Annotated in this window: 15 protein-coding genes; 10 read left to right on the top strand and 5 right to left on the bottom strand. The window is 67.9% G+C overall.

The genetic code is table 11. The features are described from left to right. Positions 1-58: 58 nt before the first annotated feature. Both cobS and VHB27_RS17395 read right to left on the bottom strand, forming a co-directional pair. A complete protein-coding gene (gene cobS, locus VHB27_RS17400) occupies positions 59-1,069 on the bottom strand; it encodes a cobaltochelatase subunit CobS (RefSeq protein ID WP_325602790.1) in 1,011 nt (336 codons plus the stop codon). Positions 1,070-1,144: 75 nt separating this feature from the next. Beyond that, entirely contained in the window at positions 1,145-1,786 is a 642-nt protein-coding gene (locus VHB27_RS17395; RefSeq protein WP_408904016.1) for a J domain-containing protein, read from the bottom strand. A gap of 412 nt (positions 1,787-2,198) precedes the next feature. Here VHB27_RS17395 and VHB27_RS17390 point away from each other — a divergent pair, with 412 nt between their 5' ends. Further along, positions 2,199-2,441, top strand: a complete 243-nt coding sequence (locus tag VHB27_RS17390; protein WP_325602784.1) for a twin-arginine translocase TatA/TatE family subunit — start codon at positions 2,199-2,201, stop codon at positions 2,439-2,441. A 33-nt stretch (positions 2,442-2,474) separates the two neighbouring features. Here VHB27_RS17390 and VHB27_RS17385 read toward each other — a convergent pair whose 3' ends face one another. Next, on the bottom strand, positions 2,475-3,089 hold the full coding sequence (locus VHB27_RS17385; RefSeq protein WP_325602782.1) for a hypothetical protein: 615 nt from the start codon (positions 3,087-3,089) through the stop codon (positions 2,475-2,477). Positions 3,090-3,190: 101 nt separating this feature from the next. After that, a complete protein-coding gene (locus tag VHB27_RS17380; protein WP_325602779.1) occupies positions 3,191-5,392 on the bottom strand; it encodes a heavy metal translocating P-type ATPase in 2,202 nt (733 codons plus the stop codon). Positions 5,393-5,466: 74 nt separating this feature from the next. On the opposite strand from VHB27_RS17380, the gene msrA reads away from it, so the two are divergent. Continuing rightward, a complete protein-coding gene (msrA, locus tag VHB27_RS17375) occupies positions 5,467-6,018 on the top strand; it encodes a peptide-methionine (S)-S-oxide reductase MsrA (protein WP_325602777.1) in 552 nt (183 codons plus the stop codon). A gap of 62 nt (positions 6,019-6,080) precedes the next feature. On the opposite strand, the gene VHB27_RS17370 is transcribed toward msrA, so the two are convergent. Then, positions 6,081-6,860: an IclR family transcriptional regulator gene (locus VHB27_RS17370; RefSeq protein WP_325602775.1), complete on the bottom strand. Its 780-nt coding sequence runs from the start codon at positions 6,858-6,860 to the stop codon at positions 6,081-6,083. Between the two features lie 64 nt (positions 6,861-6,924). Here VHB27_RS17370 and VHB27_RS17365 point away from each other — a divergent pair, with 64 nt between their 5' ends. The 8 genes from VHB27_RS17365 to VHB27_RS17330 form a co-directional block, all read left to right on the top strand. After that, on the top strand, positions 6,925-7,752 hold the full coding sequence (locus VHB27_RS17365) for a phytanoyl-CoA dioxygenase family protein (protein ID WP_325602773.1): 828 nt from the start codon (positions 6,925-6,927) through the stop codon (positions 7,750-7,752). Positions 7,753-7,820: 68 nt separating this feature from the next. After that, positions 7,821-9,113, top strand: coding sequence for an MFS transporter (locus tag VHB27_RS17360; RefSeq protein WP_325602771.1), 1,293 nt, complete (start codon positions 7,821-7,823; stop codon positions 9,111-9,113). Positions 9,114-9,355: 242 nt separating this feature from the next. After that, positions 9,356-9,709, top strand: a complete 354-nt coding sequence (locus VHB27_RS17355) for an ArsR/SmtB family transcription factor (RefSeq protein WP_325602769.1) — start codon at positions 9,356-9,358, stop codon at positions 9,707-9,709. Between the two features lie 75 nt (positions 9,710-9,784). Beyond that, a complete protein-coding gene (gene arsM, locus VHB27_RS17350; RefSeq protein WP_325602767.1) occupies positions 9,785-10,612 on the top strand; it encodes an arsenite methyltransferase in 828 nt (275 codons plus the stop codon). A gap of 76 nt (positions 10,613-10,688) precedes the next feature. Next, the gene (gene arsB, locus VHB27_RS17345) at positions 10,689-11,774 is read left to right on the top strand and encodes an ACR3 family arsenite efflux transporter (protein ID WP_325602765.1); all 1,086 of its coding nucleotides are present in this window, start codon (positions 10,689-10,691) and stop codon (positions 11,772-11,774) included. Between the two features lie 628 nt (positions 11,775-12,402). Next, a complete protein-coding gene (locus VHB27_RS17340) occupies positions 12,403-13,770 on the top strand; it encodes a L,D-transpeptidase family protein (protein WP_325602763.1) in 1,368 nt (455 codons plus the stop codon). Positions 13,771-13,942: 172 nt separating this feature from the next. Next, a complete protein-coding gene (pimC, locus tag VHB27_RS17335; protein WP_325602761.1) occupies positions 13,943-15,139 on the top strand; it encodes a pimeloyl-CoA dehydrogenase large subunit in 1,197 nt (398 codons plus the stop codon). A 10-nt stretch (positions 15,140-15,149) separates the two neighbouring features. Further along, a partial coding sequence (locus VHB27_RS17330; RefSeq protein WP_325602759.1) for an acyl-CoA dehydrogenase family protein occupies positions 15,150-15,596 on the top strand: 447 nt, incomplete at its 3' end.

The raw sequence follows: 15,596 nt of genomic DNA, 5'->3' as shown, positions 1-15,596 counted from the left end.
GTTCCCACGCCGCCAGGCGTGGATGGCGGGCCTGCGCCCGCCACGACGGATCAGACCGTCAGGCGAACTTCCGCGTCGTGAAGCCACCGGTCGGAATGTCCTCGTTGAAGCAGCGCTGGTAGTACTCGGCGACCGTGGAGCGTTCCGCCTCGTCGCACTTGTTCATGAAGGTCACCCGGAAGGCGAAGCCGACATCGCCGAAGATGCGGGCGTTCTCGGCCCAGGTGATCACCGTGCGCGGCGACATGACGGTGGAGATGTCGCCGTTGATGAACCCGGCGCGGGTCAGGTCGGCAAGCGCGACCATGCTCTCCACCTGTTTCTTCACCGCAGCGTCCTTGGTGCCGTCGACGCCCATCTTCGCCAGCACGATCGCGGTTTCGGTCGCGTGCGGCAGGTAGTTCAGCGTGGCGACGATGTTCCAGCGGTCCATCTGGCCTTGGTTGATCTGCTGCGTGCCGTGATACAGGCCCGTGGTGTCGCCCAGGCCCACCGTGTTGGCGGTGGCGAACAGCCGGAACGACGGGTGCGGGCGGATGACGCGGTTCTGGTCCAGCAGCGTCAGCTTGCCTTCGACTTCCAGCACGCGCTGGATCACGAACATCACGTCCGGCCGGCCGGCGTCATACTCGTCGAACACCAGCGCGCAGGAATGCTGCAGCGCCCAGGGCAGGATGCCTTCGCGGAACTCGGTGATCTGCTTGCCGTCCTTCAGGACGATCGCGTCCTTGCCGATCAGGTCGATACGGCTGATATGGCTGTCCAGGTTGACGCGGATGCAGGGCCAGTTCAGCCGGGACGCCACCTGCTCGATATGCGTGGACTTTCCGGTGCCGTGATAGCCCTGGATCATCACCCGCCGGTTGTAGGCGAACCCGGCAAGGATCGCGAGCGTCGTCTCGCGGTCGAACTTGTACGCCGGGTCCAGGTCCGGTACATGCTCGGTTCGCACCGAGAAGGCGGGCACATCCATGTCGATGTCCAGCCCGAAGGTCTCCCGCGCCGAGACTTTCGTGTCCGGCAGGTTGATGGCGGAGGTTGGTGGGGCAAGATCGACGGCCGTGTTCATTGGTACCAGCGTTTCCTGTTGCAAATCCTGGAAAGTCTAACCGCCACAGCGCGCGGCGCAAGGGCGAACGGGTTCCTAGCCCCCCGCATGCACCCTTGTATCGGTCCCGAGACGATTGCGCACCGCCGCATAGGCCAGGTTGATGACCTTCAGACGCTCCTCGGCGTCGCGGCTGCCGCCGTTGGCGTCCGGGTGGTGGCGCTTGGCGAGTTCCTTGTAGCGCGATTTTACCGCATCCAGCGTCGTTGGCCAGGACAGGCCGAGCGTGGCGAGCGGTTCGCGGAGTTCGGCGGGCGGCTTTTCGGCGTCCGGCTGCCGCCGGGACTTGCCGCGCCCGGATTGCAGTCCGGACTGCAGGATGTTCAGCGGGTCCTTCAGCACGTCCTCGTCCCACGCCGCCTGGCCCAGGCTGCCCAGCGGCCAGGTGGGACGCCGCCAGCCGGTATCGGCGCGCACCTGCGCCTCCATCTCCGCCGGGGACATGCCCTTATAGAAGTCCCAGCTCGCGTTGTAGGCGCGGACGTGCTCCAGGCAGAACCAGTGATAGTCGTTGAGCTGGGAACGGGATTTCGGCGCGCGGTATTCCCCGGCCTCCGGACAGCCGGGCATGTCGCAGCCGCGATCCGCCGGGGCCGCCGGATCGGGCGCATAGGCACGGGGACGTCCGGTCGGGCGCCCGCTGGGCCGGCCGTCAGGTCTGGGCGTACGTGGAATCATCGCTGCGATTTATGTGGGTGTGCGGCGGTGTTGGCAATGCCGCGTCGATGCATGATGTGCGACCCATGATGTTCGACCGGCAGGGCCGGACTGCAAGGCACCCGCCGGCAATCGGCGCGTTATTTTTCGAGACGGGTTCGAACGGAGTGGCGGGTCCCCGACGACGGCAGGCGAGGGCTTCGGACCGGTGGGTGAACATTCTTTCACACACCTGACGCAAAAGAGCCTGTACCAAAGGGTTGGCGGTCCCGGGACGGAAGCGTTCGCGGGTCCATGACGGGAATGCTTGCAATGCGCGCCAGTTCGCGCCATGTCCCGTCCCCGGTGCCCGTCGATGGTCCGGTTGCGTTGATCCCGCGTTGACGCCGTACGGTTTTTCAGGGTCGCGGGGCTTCAGGGTCGTGGAGGAGTTATGGGTAGTTTCAGCATTTGGCACTGGCTGATCGTTCTGGCGGTCATCCTCGTGCTGTTCGGCGGCGGCAACAAGGTCAGCGGCCTGATGGGCGATTTCGCGAAGGGCATCAAGGCGTTCAAGAAGAACATGGCCGAACCCGACGATGCCTCGGCGGAGCATGACAAACCGGTCGGCACCCTGCCGGGTTCCAGCGGAACGACGACGACCGCCAACGCCAACCGCGAGCAGGTCCGGTCGTAAACGGCCCGTCGACGTCCCCTCGATAGCCGTCCCTTACGCGAACAGCGAGTCGATCGCCGCCTGGCCCAGATCGGGGTTGGCGGCCGCGTCGCTCGGACTTTGCAGCGGACGCACCAGCGGGGCGGAGACGGCGACCTTCTCCGCCTCCGGCGTCCCGACCGTCCCGGGCATGATGTCGGACAGCATCGCCTCCACCTGCTGAAGATGCTGGATCGTGCGGCGGATGCGCTGGCCGGTCAGGTCCTGGAACGCGCAGGCCTCGAAGATCGCGTTGACATGCACTTCCAGCTCCTCGATCGCCGCGGGATCCCGGCGGCCCCGGCTGGCCCAGTCGCCGATCGCCTCCGCCGCCTCCATGATCCGGTTCGCCGCCTGGTCGGTCGCCTCCACCACGGCCTCCAGCTCCAGCCCGCTGTTGCGCGTCGCCGCCGAGGGCAGGGCGATGATGCCGCCGATCTGCTCGCGGATCGACGACAGCTGGCTGGTCAGGTTCGACTCGCTGAAATCCATCAGCTCGACCGTGGCATGCACCTCGGCGCTGAGTTCGGCGATGCGCCGGTCGACGAAGCTGCGCAGCTCCGCAAGGTCGGCGCGCAGCGTCGTGCAAATCGCCTGCTGGATCTCGTCTGCCTGGTTCGCCACGCTCACCGCCTGCTTCCGACTGGCTGATATACCGATTGGCCGACGCCGATTGGTCCGTCATCGAACCGTGGGGCACCGAACCATGGGGGATCGAACCATGCGGACGGTTAAGAAACGGTGTACGGCCGCCGGCGCAGCAGCAGCAGCGCGTTGGTGACGACGCTGACCGACGACAGCGCCATCGCCGCCCCGGCGATCACCGGGCTCAGATAGCCCAGCGCCGCCAGCGGGATCCCCAGCGCGTTGTAGGCAAAGGCCCAGAACAGGCCTTGGCGGATCTTGCCGACGGTGCGGCGGGAGATGTCGATCGCCTCGGCCACCAGGTCCAGGTCGCCGCGCATCAGGGTGATGCCGGCGGTCTGCATCGCGACATCGGTGCCGGTGCCCATGGCGATGCCGATATCGGCCGCCGCCAGGGCCGGCGCGTCGTTGATGCCGTCGCCCACCATCGTCACCGCGCCCTGCTTCGCCAGGTCCCGCACCACCTCGGCCTTGCCGGCCGGCAGGACGCCGGCGCGGACCTCCTCGATCCCGCACTGCGCGGCGACCGCCCGTGCCGCCGGCTCCGCGTCGCCCGTCACCATCACCGTCCGCAGCCCCATCTCCCGCAGGCGCCCCATCGCCCGGCTCGCCCCCGGCTTGACCGTGTCGGTGAAGCCAAGCGTGGCGAGCAGGGTGGGGACGGGCGTGGCCTGGCCGAGATAGGACAGCGTCTGCCCGCTCGTTTCCGCCGCGGGGACGGCGATGCCGTGTTCGCCCATCAGCCGCGCATTGCCCAGCACCAGGCTCCGCCCGTCCACCACCCCTGCGCAGCCCATGCCGGGGATCGCGCGGAAACCCGTGACCGCCGGCAGCGGCAGCCCCTCGGCCGCCTGGCGGACCGCCTCGGCCAGCGGGTGCTCGCTGCCCGACAGCAGGGCGGCGGCGTCGGCCAGCCGGTCGGCGGGCTCGATCCGCGCGAGGCGCGGCTTGCCCAGCGTCAGCGTGCCGGTCTTGTCGAAGGCGATGATGCGGACCGAGCGCGCCTGCTCCAGCGCGGCGGCGTCGCGGATCAGGATGCCGCGCCGCGCGGCGACGCCCGTGCCGGCCATGATCGCCGTCGGGGTCGCGAGGCCCAGCGCGCAGGGGCAGGCGATGACCAGCACCGAGACCGCGTTCAGGACCGCGACGGTGACGCCGGCGCCGGCAAGCAGCCAGCCGGCCAGCGTGACGGCGGCGATCGCCAGCACCACCGGGACGAACACGGCGCTGACCCGGTCGGCCAGGCGCTGCACCGGCGGCTTGGTCTCCTGCGCCGTCTCCACGATGCGCACGATCCGCGCCAGCGTGGTCTCGGCGCCGACCGCCGTCGTCTCGATCGTCAGTTCGCCGTCGGCGGCGATCGTGCCGGCGGAAACCATGTCGTCGGGGCCGTGCTCGACCGGCAGGCTCTCGCCGGTCAGCATGGAGGCGTCGACGGCGGCGCGTCCGGACAGCACGCGGCCATCGACGGGGATGCGTTCGCCGGGGCGGACGATGACGCGGTCGCCGACGCGGACCTGCGCGATGGCGATCTCGGCGACGGCGCCATGCCGCTCGACGCGCGCGGTGTCCGGTCGCAGCCGCACCAGCGCGGCGATCGCGGTGGCCGTGCCCCGCCGGGCGCGCGCTTCGAGGTATTTGCCGCCGAGGACGAAGGTGATCAGCAGGGCGGAGGATTCGAAATACAGATGATGGGCATGGTGTTCCGTCAGCAGCGTCCAGGTCGACAGCCCCCAGGCCGCCGAGGTGCCCAGCGCCACCAGCAGGTCCATGTTGCCCGAGAGCGCCCGAGCGGCGTTCCACCCGGCGCGATAGAAGCGGGCGCCGAAGCCGAACTGCACGATCGTGGCAAGCACGAACTGCGCCCAGCCCGGCAGCATCAGGGCCGGAACGATCATCCCCAGCAGCAACGGCGCCGACAGGATGGCGGAGGCGATCAGGATCAGCCGCTCATGCCGGTCCTTGGGCGCCGGATCGTTGGGCGGCGCCTCCGGCCGCACTGCCTCGGCCCCATACCCCGCTTTCTCCACCGCTCGGATCAGCGCCGCGAGGTCCGGATGCGCGCCGACGACATGGGCGCGTTCGGTGGCGAGGTTGACGGAGGCGTGCGCGACGCCGGGCACGCGGCTGAGCACTTTCTCGACGCGGTTGACGCAGGAGGCGCAGGTCATCCCGCTGATGGCGAGGTCGACCGCCTCCGGCGCGGCGTCGGTGGTACTGGTTGAAACCTGCGCGTCCATGCGGGGAATAAGGGGCGGGGGCCTGGGCTGGTCAAGGATGGCAGGCACCGGGCCACCCCGCCATTCCCAACCGGCCGCGGCACCCTATATCCTCCGCGCGCAAACCAAGGAGGCAACGCGGCATGAGCGCTTCAACCGAAACCGCGACACTGGGTGGCGGCTGCTTCTGGTGCCTGGAGGCCGTCTTCAAGGACCTGAAGGGCGTAACCTCGGTCATGTCCGGCTATGCCGGCGGCCATGTCGACAACCCCAGCTACAAGCAGGTCTGCAGCGGCCGCACGGGTCATGCCGAAGTGGTGCAGGTCACGTTCGATCCCGCCGAACTGTCCTATGCCGACCTGCTGCGCGTGTTCTTCACCATCCACGATCCGACCACCAAGGACCGGCAGGGCAACGATGTCGGGCCGCAATACCGTTCCATCATCCTGACGGACTCCGACCGGCAGCGGGCCACGGCGGAAGCGGTGATCCGGGAGATCGCCGACGCCAAGATCTGGCCCGGCACGATCGTCACCACGATCGAGCCGCTGACCAGGTTCTACCCGGCCGAGGAGGAGCATCACGACTACTTCGCCCGCAACCCCTGGAGCGGCTATTGCCAGGTCGTGGTGGCGCCGAAAGTCGCGAAGTTCCGCAAGACGTTCCACGACCGGCTGAAGAAGACCGCGGCCTGATCGGCAATGCCCGACTGGTCTTTGGGCCGATCGGTCTTTTGGCCGACCGGTCTTGGGGCCGATCAGCCATGCAGCCGCCGCGCGATCTCCGCGGCGGCTGAAATCAGTGCCGGCACGGTGGCGGCCGCGTCCGCCGTCCGGGCGCACCAGGGCATGAAGGGCAGGGTCAGCGCCGCCAGCGCGTGGCCCGCCGCATCCGGCACCGGATGGCTCAGGTCGGTGATCCCTTCCGCCACCTCGCTCGGCATGATGTCGTAACCCGTCCGCCGGATGGCATCGAGCCGTTCGGTCACCGCCGCCGCCGTCACGCCGCTTCCTTCCGCCAGGGCCCGCACCAGCGACGCCCGCCGCGAATCGTCCTGGAACGCCGCCAGCACGCGCGCCGACGTATAGGGCATGGTCAGCGGAAAGCTGGCGCCCAGCTTCACCACCCAGTTCATCGGATTGGGCGCCAGCGCGGTCGCGATGCTCATGAACCGGGTCTCGCTCGCCAGCACGCTCAGGTGGCAGCACAGCCCGGTCTCCGCCGCCAGCCGGTCCATCACCGGCTGCGCGGCGTGCTGCAGCCGCCGCGTCGGGGGATGGCGCGTCGCCAGGTCGAACAGCCGAAGCGTGAGGCTGTACGCGCCGCTTTCGGCGTCGCGCGCGATATAGCCGCGCCGCTGCAGCACGCCCAGCATGCGGAAGATCTCGCTGGCGGACCGGCCGACCCGTTCGGCGACCTGTTTCTGCGTCAGGCCCCCCGGCTCGTTCGCCAGCACCTCCAGAAGGTCCAGCCCCTTGTCCAGCGCGGGGGCCGAACTGGCGGCTTCCTGACGATTGGCGTTGACATCCTGCGGCATTCGATTTTTGCTCTTGAAAATCCAATTTCACCCAAGAAAGTGAATTAGGCAGAAGGAACGCCACATGAAAGCGCTGAGCCCCGAGAAGGTCTCATTCTACAACGAGCACGGCTACTACGCCCCGATCCGGGTCATGGAGGAGGCGGACGCCACCGCGCTGCGCGCCAAGCTGGAAGCGCACGAGGCCGCCCACGGCCGGCTGCGCGGACCGATGCGCCACAAGAGCCACCTGCTGTTCACCTGGCTCGACCAGCTTATCCGCAACGACGCGATTCTCGACGCGGTGGAGGACATCATCGGTCCGAACATCCTGTGCTGGGGCTCGAGCTTCTTCATCAAGGAGGCGCAGGACAAGGGCTATGTCTCCTGGCACCAGGACTCGACCTATTGGGGCCTGGACCCGGCCGACATCGTCACCGCCTGGGTCGCGCTGTCGGAAAGCACCGCCGCGAACGGGGCGATGCGGGTCATCACCGACACGCACAAGCTGGACCAGATCGCGCACCGCGACACGTTCGCGGAAGGCAACCTGCTGAGCCGCGGGCAGGAGATCGAAGTCGAGGTCGACGAGGCCCAGGCGCGGATGCTGGAACTGCAGCCCGGCGAGATGTCGCTGCACCATGTCCGGCTGATCCACGGATCGGACCCGAACCCGTCGACGCGCCGGCGCATCGGCTTCGCGATCCGCTACCTGCCCACCCATGTCCGCCAGGTCGTCGGCATGCGCGACACCGCGACGCTGGTGCGCGGCGTGGACGCCTATCACAACTTCCTGCCGGAACAGCGCCCCGCCTCGGATTTCGGGCCGGAGGCGCAGGCCTTCCACGCGCAGGTCATGGGCGCGAACCAGGACATCCTGATGCGCGGCACCGGCCGCCAGACCGCCGCCTGACCCCGCCGCCTGACCCGTCACATCACGCGACCGGCCGCAGAGCCGGCGCCTTCAAGGGAGAAACGCCCATGAAATCGGGCCTGTACGCGCGGCTGCGCTGGCTGATCATGATCATCCTGTTCATCGGGGGCGGGATTTCGTACCTCGACCGAGCGGCGCTGTCGGTGGCGGCGCCATTGCTGTCGAAGGACCTGGGGCTGGACCCGGCCCAGCTTGGCATCGTCTTCAGCTGCTTCTTCTGGGGCTATGCGCCGTTCTGCTTCGTCGGCGGCTGGGCCTCGGACAAGATCGGGCCGAAGAACGTCTTTACGATCGCCATGACGGTCTGGTCGGTGTTCTGCGGCCTGACGGCGGCGGCGACCGGGATCGTGACGCTGGTGATCGTGCGGATCATCTTCGGCACCGGCGAGGGGCCGTTCAGCTCGACCGCCAACAAGGTCGTCGCCAACTGGTTCCCCCGCCATGAGCAGGCGAGCGCCATCGGCATCGCCAATGCCGGCCAGCCGCTGGGCGCCGCGCTGGCCGGTCCGCTGGTGGGCATGATCGCGCTCGCCGTCGGCTGGCGGGCGTCGTTCATCGTCATCGCCGCGGTCGGCCTGCTCTGGGTCGCCGGCTGGGTGCTGCTGATGAAGGACCGGCCGCACGAGCACCGGCTGCTGCGCGACGTCCCGCCGGAGGAACTGGCCGAGGAAGCGCCGCCCCCTCCGCCGCCGGCGACGATCCCGCTGGGCACCTACCTGCGCCGCCCGGCGATCCTGGCGACCGGCTTCGCCTTCTTCGGCTATGCCTATATCCTCTATTTCTTCCTGTCCTGGTTCCCCAGCTACCTGACCATGGCGCGGCACCTCAGCGTCCATGACATGGCGTTCACCAACGCGATCCCCTGGCTGGTCGGGTTCCTGGGCCTCGCGTCCAGCGGCTTCGTCTGCGACGCGGTGTTCCGCCGCACCGGGAACGCGCTGTTCTCGCGCAAGCTGATCCTGGTGGGCAGCCTGGCGATCGCCGCGGTGTGCGTGGCGCTGGCCGGCGTCGCGAGCACCATCGCGATGGTCGTCACGCTGATGGCGGTCTCGGTGTTCTTCATGTACCTGACCGCCAGCACCTATTTCGCCATCGTGCTGGATACGGTGGAGGGCGCGCGGGTCGGCGCGGTCGGCGGGTTCGTGCACCTGATCGCCAACTGCGCGGGGATCGTGGCGCCGATGGCGACCGGCTTCCTGGTGCAGGCGACGGGGACGTTCACCAGCGCGTTCATCCTGACCGGTGCGATCGCGGTGCTGGGCGCGCTGTCGGTGGCCGTCTTCGTCCGCCGACCGGCGCCGGAGACGCGGGCGGAAGAGGGGGTCGCGGTAGCGCTTTAGCACCGCGTTCTGCGGGGCTCGAGACGGTCGGCATGCGGGGTGCGACGCCCCGTATGCCGACGTTCGGGCGGCGGTATCGCGTGGCTTTTCGATTTTCCTCGAATTGTCATTGATACGCCCGATGGCCTTGTGCTAGTCCGATGTCACGCCAAGCGCCGTCGATCGCGGCCTTCATCGTCACGATCCGGCTCGACCGGGCCGTGACGGAAAGGGTCGTGTCACGCGAAACATCGGATTCTGGCATGGACAGCTCCCAAACCGTGCAGGCCCTCTCGGCCCTCGCGCATGAGACGCGCCTCGCGATCTTCCGCATGCTGGTGGAGCGCGGGCCCGACGGACTCCCGGCCGGCGTCATCGCCGAACGGCTCGACATCCCGCCATCGTCGCTGACCTTTCACGTCCAGCACCTTCACCGTGCCGGACTGATCACGCAGCGCCGGGTGAGCCGGCAGCTCATCTATGCCGCCGACTTCGCCGCGATGAACGGGTTGATCGGGTTTCTCACCGAGAACTGCTGCGGCCGCGGCGCCTGTGCGCCGGCCTGCCGGCCGGAGGTCGATACGCCGCCGCCCCCCGCGCGCAACCGCTCCGCCTGACCCACGACACCGGACACCGGGACACGAAAGGACAGACCAATGGACGCCCCACTAGACACCCCAATGGACGCCCCAATGGACGCGAATGCGGTCAAGGAGATGGTCCGCGACCGCTATCACGGCATCGCGGCCGGGACCGTCGCCGACGCGGCCGCCGCTTCCTGCTGCGGTGCGGCGACCGGCGCCACCGCCGACGGCAAGTCGAAGCAGATGGGCTATTCCGCCGATGACCTGGCAGCCGTGCCGGAAGGGGCCAATCTCGGCCTCGGTTGCGGCAACCCGCAGGCCATCGCGGCCATGCGGCCCGGCGAGACCGTCATCGATCTCGGCAGCGGCGCAGGCTTCGACTGCCTGCTCGCCGCCAGGCAGGTCGGGCCGGACGGTCGCGTGATCGGCGTCGACATGACCCATGAGATGCTGAAGCGCGCCCGCGACAACGCCGCGCGCATCGGCGCGGAGAACGTCGAGTTCCGCCTGGGCGACATCGAACACCTGCCCGTCGCCGACAACACCGCCGACGTGATCCTGTCGAACTGCGTGATCAACCTGGTGCCGGACAAGGCGCAGGTCTTCCGCGAAGCCTTCCGCGTGCTGAAGCCGGGCGGGCGGCTCGCGATCTCGGATGTGGTGAACATCCACGAACTGACGGCCGAACTGGCGCGCGATCAGGCTCTGGTCTGCGGCTGCATCGCCGGCGCGGCGCCGGCGCAGAGCATCAGGGGATGGCTGGAAGCGGCCGGCTTCCGCGACGTGCGCATCGAGGTGAAACCGGACAGCCGCGACATGATCGCAAGCTGGGCGCCTGGCCGCGGTATCGAGGAGTACGTTTCCTCCGCAATCATCGAGGGCCGCAAGCCGGGCGCGGACGAAGCCGCGTGCTGTGCCCCAAGCTGCTGCGGATGAACGCCATGGCACACCGCCCTTTCGACGTGCTGTTTCGGTGCGCGGGCAACGACGACGCGATCGAGGATCACGCATCATGAACGGGTCAAGCATCGCCGCGGCCGGGATTTCCGCGCCCAGGCCCGGCATGGGCGTCTTCGAGCGCTTCCTGACCGTCTGGGTCGCGCTCTGCATCATCGTCGGCGTGGTCCTCGGTCGGTTCGTGCCCGGCGTCTTTCACCTGCTGGGCGAGGCGACCGTCGCCCAGGTCAACATGCCGGTTGCCTTGCTGGTCTGGCTCATGGTCATTCCGATGCTGCTCAAGATCGATCCCGCCGCGCTGAAGGAGGTGGGCCGGCATTGGCGCGGCATCGCCACCACGGTCGGGGTCAACTGGCTGATCAAGCCGTTCTCCATGGCGCTGCTGGCCTGGATCTTCATCGCGCACCTGCTGCGGCCCTACCTGCCGCCCGACCAGATCAGCAGCTACATCGCCGGCTTGATCCTGCTCGCCGCCGCGCCCTGCACGGCCATGGTGTTCGTCTGGTCGAACCTGGTGGAGGGAGAGCCCCACTTCACGCTGAGCCAGGTCGCGCTCAACGACACCATCATGGTGCTGGCCTTCGCGCCGATCGTCGGGCTGCTGCTGGGTCTTTCGGCGATCACCGTGCCCTGGGACACGCTGTTCCTGTCCGTCGTCCTCTATATCGTGGTGCCCGTGGCGATCGCGCAGGTCTGGCGGCGTGCCCGGCTGGCGCAGGGCGGGGCGCCCGCGCTCGACCGCACGCTGCGGGCCCTCGCGCCCATCTCTCTCTCGGCGCTGCTTCTGACGCTGGTCCTGTTGTTCGGGTTGCAGGGGGAGCAGATCATCCGCCAGCCGACGGTCATCGTGCTGCTTGCGGTGCCGATCGTGATCCAGGTCTACCTCAACGCCGGCATCGCCTACTGGCTGAACCGAGCGCTCGGCGTCGAATGGTGCGTGGCGGGTCCGTCGGCGCTGATCGGGGCAAGCAACTTCTTCGAGTTGGCTGTGGCGACCGCGATCGTGCTGTTCGGCTTTCAATCCGGCGCGGCACTCGCCACCGTCGTCGGCGTGCTGGTCGAGGTGCCGGTGATGCTGTCCGTGGTGCACATCGTCCGGCGTTCGCGCGGCTGGTATGAGAGGGGGCAGGGCGCGGCCTGAGCCTTACGCGGCGCGCGATCGCCTGTGGTTCCGACCCTGGCATCCGGCCAAAGGGGGGCGGAACAAGGGAGGCGGGGGCAAAATTCCAACGCAAAACCGACTGGCGTCAGTGCCTCATCCCTGAATTTCACGAAAGGATATCAGGGATGAACAGGCGACTGACCCAATCGACTTGCTTAATGTCCGCTTTGGACCCGGAATCCGCTGGATTCCGGGTTCGGGACACTAGCCTCGCGCCGGCGGAACCGGAGCGGGGGCCGGCGCGGGCTGCGGGGCCGCTTGGACCGGTGCCGGCTCTGGCGGCGGCGGGGGGGGCTTCTGGGAACAGGCCGCGAGGAGCGCAACGGGGACCAAGACGGCCACCATTGTCGCACCACCGAACCGCCTGCGACGAGTTACTGTCTCGGAAACGGCAACCATCCGCTACTCCTTCACTGCACTACTCGTAGACACAGCAAATTTTAAGGGCAATTCTGAACGAAGTGTCAAACTATTAGTTGTGCGGATCGGCAGAGGTCGAGGAATGGTGCGAGTGTGTATGCCGTGGCGGACGGTCGGCTTCGGCCGCCAAAAACCTTCGACTTTTGCCCGATCCCGGGTATCGCGACGCAACAAAATCGCAGGCGGCATGATCGCTCTCGTCGCGGTATGTTCATTAACCGCCTGCGGCACGGATCCGCAGCCGGAGGCGGCCTCCATCCTGGCACCGCAGGGCGATACGGACCTCCGCAGCCGGATCGAGGACGCGTCTGACCTCGTCGTCGACGGTGAGCGGCTGAATGCCGCGCTGCTGCAGCGCTTCTACGCGCGCCATGACTTCGAGCCGGTCTGGACGACACGGCCGGAACAGGCGGATTCGCTGGTGGACGCGGTGCTGCATGCCGGCGACCAGGGGCTCAACCCGGACCTGTTTCACGCCGATCTGCTGCAGCGCAGCGAAACATTGCCGCCGGTCGATCGCGAATTGGTGCTGTCGGACGCTTTCCTGTCCTACGCGGACGCGCTGGCCCGTGGCGCGGTGCCGGTCGAGCGCCGCGGCGATGACGAAGTGTTGACTCCCGGGCCGGTCAATGTGGCCGCCGTTCTCGACGACGCGATGGACAGTTCCGATCCGGCGGCGGAGATCGAGGCGCTGGCGCCGACCACGCCGACCTACACGGCGCTGCTGGACGCCTTGCGGAAGTATCGCGCGGCCGCCGCGGCCGGCAACAAGGTCGCCAAGGGCCGCGTGCGGACGATCGAGGTGAACCTTGAACGCCAACGCTGGCTGCCGCGGTCGCTGCCGGAGGACCGGGTCTGGGTGAACGTCGCGGACCAGCGGCTGGTGCTTTATCGCGACGACCAGCCGGTGTTCTCGACCCGGGTCGTCGTGGGCGAAGACGTCAAGCACAACCAGAGCCCGGAGTTTCGCGCCACGATCGACGCGAGCTTCTTCAACCCGCCATGGGTCATCCCCAAGGACATCGTGACGGCCGAGATCCTGCCGGCGATCAGCCGCGACCCGAACTATCTGGTCCGGAACAACATGGTCATGCTGCCCAGCGGCGAGGCTGAGCAACTGCCGGGACCCGATGCAGGGCTCGGGCAGATCATGTTCGATATGCCGAACCGGTTCGACGTCTACCTGCACGACACGCCGGACAAATACATCTTCAACCGCGACAACCGCCGCATCAGCCACGGATGCATCCGGGTGCAGGACCCGCGCGAATTCGCCGCCCTGCTGATGCAGCAGCCGAAAGACGAGATCGACGAAGGGATCGCGGCGGGCGGCACGACCCGGCACGACCTTCCGACGCCGGTGCCGGTGTTCGTGGTCTATCAGACGGCATTCGTCGATGCCGACGGGAAATTGCAGTTCCGCCCGGACTTCTACGACCGCGATGCCGGGATCTGGCGAAAGCTGCAGAAACCCTCTTTGGGCAAGGAGCCCACGGTGCAGGCGGATAACCGGCCGGGCCCTTCCGGCGGCCCCCACGGGGGGCCGGTTCTCTGAAATCCGCGCGTGCTCGCCCGCCCGCTCGGACCCCGGCTTCGCGGCGTGAGTCCGGGGCGGCGACGGACGGGCGGAAACCCGCGCGGCGCGGCGGCCCGCGCGTCGTCGCCATCGTTTGACGCCCCCTCCGGTCGTCGCCTATCAGTGACGACCGGTTCAAGAGGAACGACGCATGGACCTCTCCTTCACGCCCGAGGAACTCGCGTTCCGCGACGAGGCTCGGCATTTCTTCCGCACCGAGATCCCCCGATCCATCCGCGACAAGGTCGCCGAGGGTGAGGGACTGACCCGCGACGACATGATCACGTCGCAGCGCATCCTCAACGCCCGCGGCTGGGCGACGCCGAACTGGCCGGTGGAGTGGGGCGGGCGCGGCTGGTCGCCGGTGCAGGTCTATTTCTACCAGGACGAGATGCAGCAGGCGAACTGCCCGCCGCCGATCGGCTTCAACGTCTCGATGGTGGGGCCGGTCATCGCCCAGTTCGCCAACGACGACATCAAGCGCCGCTTCCTGCCCGCCACGGCGAACGCCGACATCTTCTGGTGCCAGGGCTTCTCGGAGCCGGGATCGGGGTCGGACCTCGCCTCGCTGCGCACCAAGGCAGAGCGCAAGGGCGACAAGTACATCGTCAACGGCCAGAAGATCTGGACCACGCTGGCGCAATACGCCGACTGGATCTTCTGCCTGGTGCGCACCGATCCGGCGGCGAAACAGCAGGAAGGCATCTCCTTCCTGCTGATCGACATGAAGACCCCCGGCATCACCGTCCGCCCGATCGTCACGATCGACGGCGGCCGCGAGGTGAACGAGGTGTTCTTCGACAACGTCGAAGTCCCGGTCGAGAACCTGGTGGGCCAGGAGAACAAGGGATGGGACTACGCGAAGTTCCTGCTGGGCAACGAACGCACCGGCATCGCCCGCGTCGGCATGTCCAAGGCCAAGGTCGCGCGCATCAAGGAACTCGCCGCGCTGGAGTTCAAGGGCGGCCGGCCGATGATCGAGAACCCGCGCTTCATGGAGAAGCTGACGGCGATCGAGATCGAGCTGAAGGCGCTGGAGATGACCCAGCTCCGGGTCGTCTCGGATGAAAGGAAACGGGAAAAGGGCAAGCAGAACCCCGCGTCCTCGATCCTGAAGCTGAAAGGTTCGGTGATCCAGCAGCAACTGACCGAACTGCTGATGGAGGTGGTGGGGCCGTTCATGATGCCGTACCAGCGGGAGTTCGACGGCAACAACGAACCCGTCGTCGGTCCCGACTATGCGACCGAGGCGGCGCCGATGTATTTCAACTACCGCAAGGTCTCGATCTACGGCGGGTCGAACGAGATCCAGCGCAACATCATCGCCAAGGCGATACTGGGTCTCTGAGGGGGTTCCGATGGATTTCGACCTGACCGACGACCAGCGCCTGCTGAAGGACAGCGTCGACCGGCTGATCGCCGATCACTACGCGTTCGAGCAGCGCAAGAAATACCTGCGGGAACCGGCGGGCCATTCGGCCGCCATGTGGGACCAGATCACCGAACTCGGCCTGCTGGGCCTGCCGTTCCCCGAAACCCTGGGCGGCTTCGACGGCGGCGCGGTGGAGACGTCGATCGTCATGGAGGCGTTCGGCCGCGGCCTGGTGCTGGAACCCTATTTCGCCACCGTCATCCTGGGCGGCGGCCTGCTGCGCCGGTTCGCCGGCACCGACGCGCTGGGCGGCCTCGCGCCCCGGATCGCCGCGGGCAAGCTGAAACTGGCCTTCGCCCACGTCGAGCGCCAGTCCCGCTACGACCTGGGCGACGTGACCACCGCCGCGCGCAAGCAGGGGCCCGGCTATGTG

This window comes from Rhodopila sp. (assembly GCF_035548235.1).
GTDB lineage: Bacteria > Pseudomonadota > Alphaproteobacteria > Acetobacterales > Acetobacteraceae > Rhodopila.
Note: the sequence above shows the minus strand (reverse complement) of the source record. Positions and strands in the feature narration are given on the sequence as shown.

Bases quoted from the DNA above. Each gene is read 5' to 3' on its own strand.
- cobS (WP_325602790.1), bottom strand. From the start codon at position 1,069: ATGAACACGGCCGTCGATCTTGCCCCACCAACCTCCGCCATCAACCTG.
- VHB27_RS17395 (WP_408904016.1), bottom strand. From the start codon at position 1,786: ATGATTCCACGTACGCCCAGACCTGACGGCCGGCCCAGCGGGCGCCCG.
- VHB27_RS17390 (WP_325602784.1), top strand. From the start codon at position 2,199: ATGGGTAGTTTCAGCATTTGGCACTGGCTGATCGTTCTGGCGGTCATC.
- msrA (WP_325602777.1), top strand. From the start codon at position 5,467: ATGAGCGCTTCAACCGAAACCGCGACACTGGGTGGCGGCTGCTTCTGG.
- VHB27_RS17370 (WP_325602775.1), bottom strand. From the start codon at position 6,860: ATGCCGCAGGATGTCAACGCCAATCGTCAGGAAGCCGCCAGTTCGGCC.
- VHB27_RS17365 (WP_325602773.1), top strand. From the start codon at position 6,925: ATGAAAGCGCTGAGCCCCGAGAAGGTCTCATTCTACAACGAGCACGGC.
- VHB27_RS17360 (WP_325602771.1), top strand. From the start codon at position 7,821: ATGAAATCGGGCCTGTACGCGCGGCTGCGCTGGCTGATCATGATCATC.
- VHB27_RS17355 (WP_325602769.1), top strand. From the start codon at position 9,356: ATGGACAGCTCCCAAACCGTGCAGGCCCTCTCGGCCCTCGCGCATGAG.
- arsM (WP_325602767.1), top strand. From the start codon at position 9,785: ATGGACGCGAATGCGGTCAAGGAGATGGTCCGCGACCGCTATCACGGC.
- arsB (WP_325602765.1), top strand. From the start codon at position 10,689: ATGAACGGGTCAAGCATCGCCGCGGCCGGGATTTCCGCGCCCAGGCCC.
- VHB27_RS17340 (WP_325602763.1), top strand. From the start codon at position 12,403: ATGATCGCTCTCGTCGCGGTATGTTCATTAACCGCCTGCGGCACGGAT.
- pimC (WP_325602761.1), top strand. From the start codon at position 13,943: ATGGACCTCTCCTTCACGCCCGAGGAACTCGCGTTCCGCGACGAGGCT.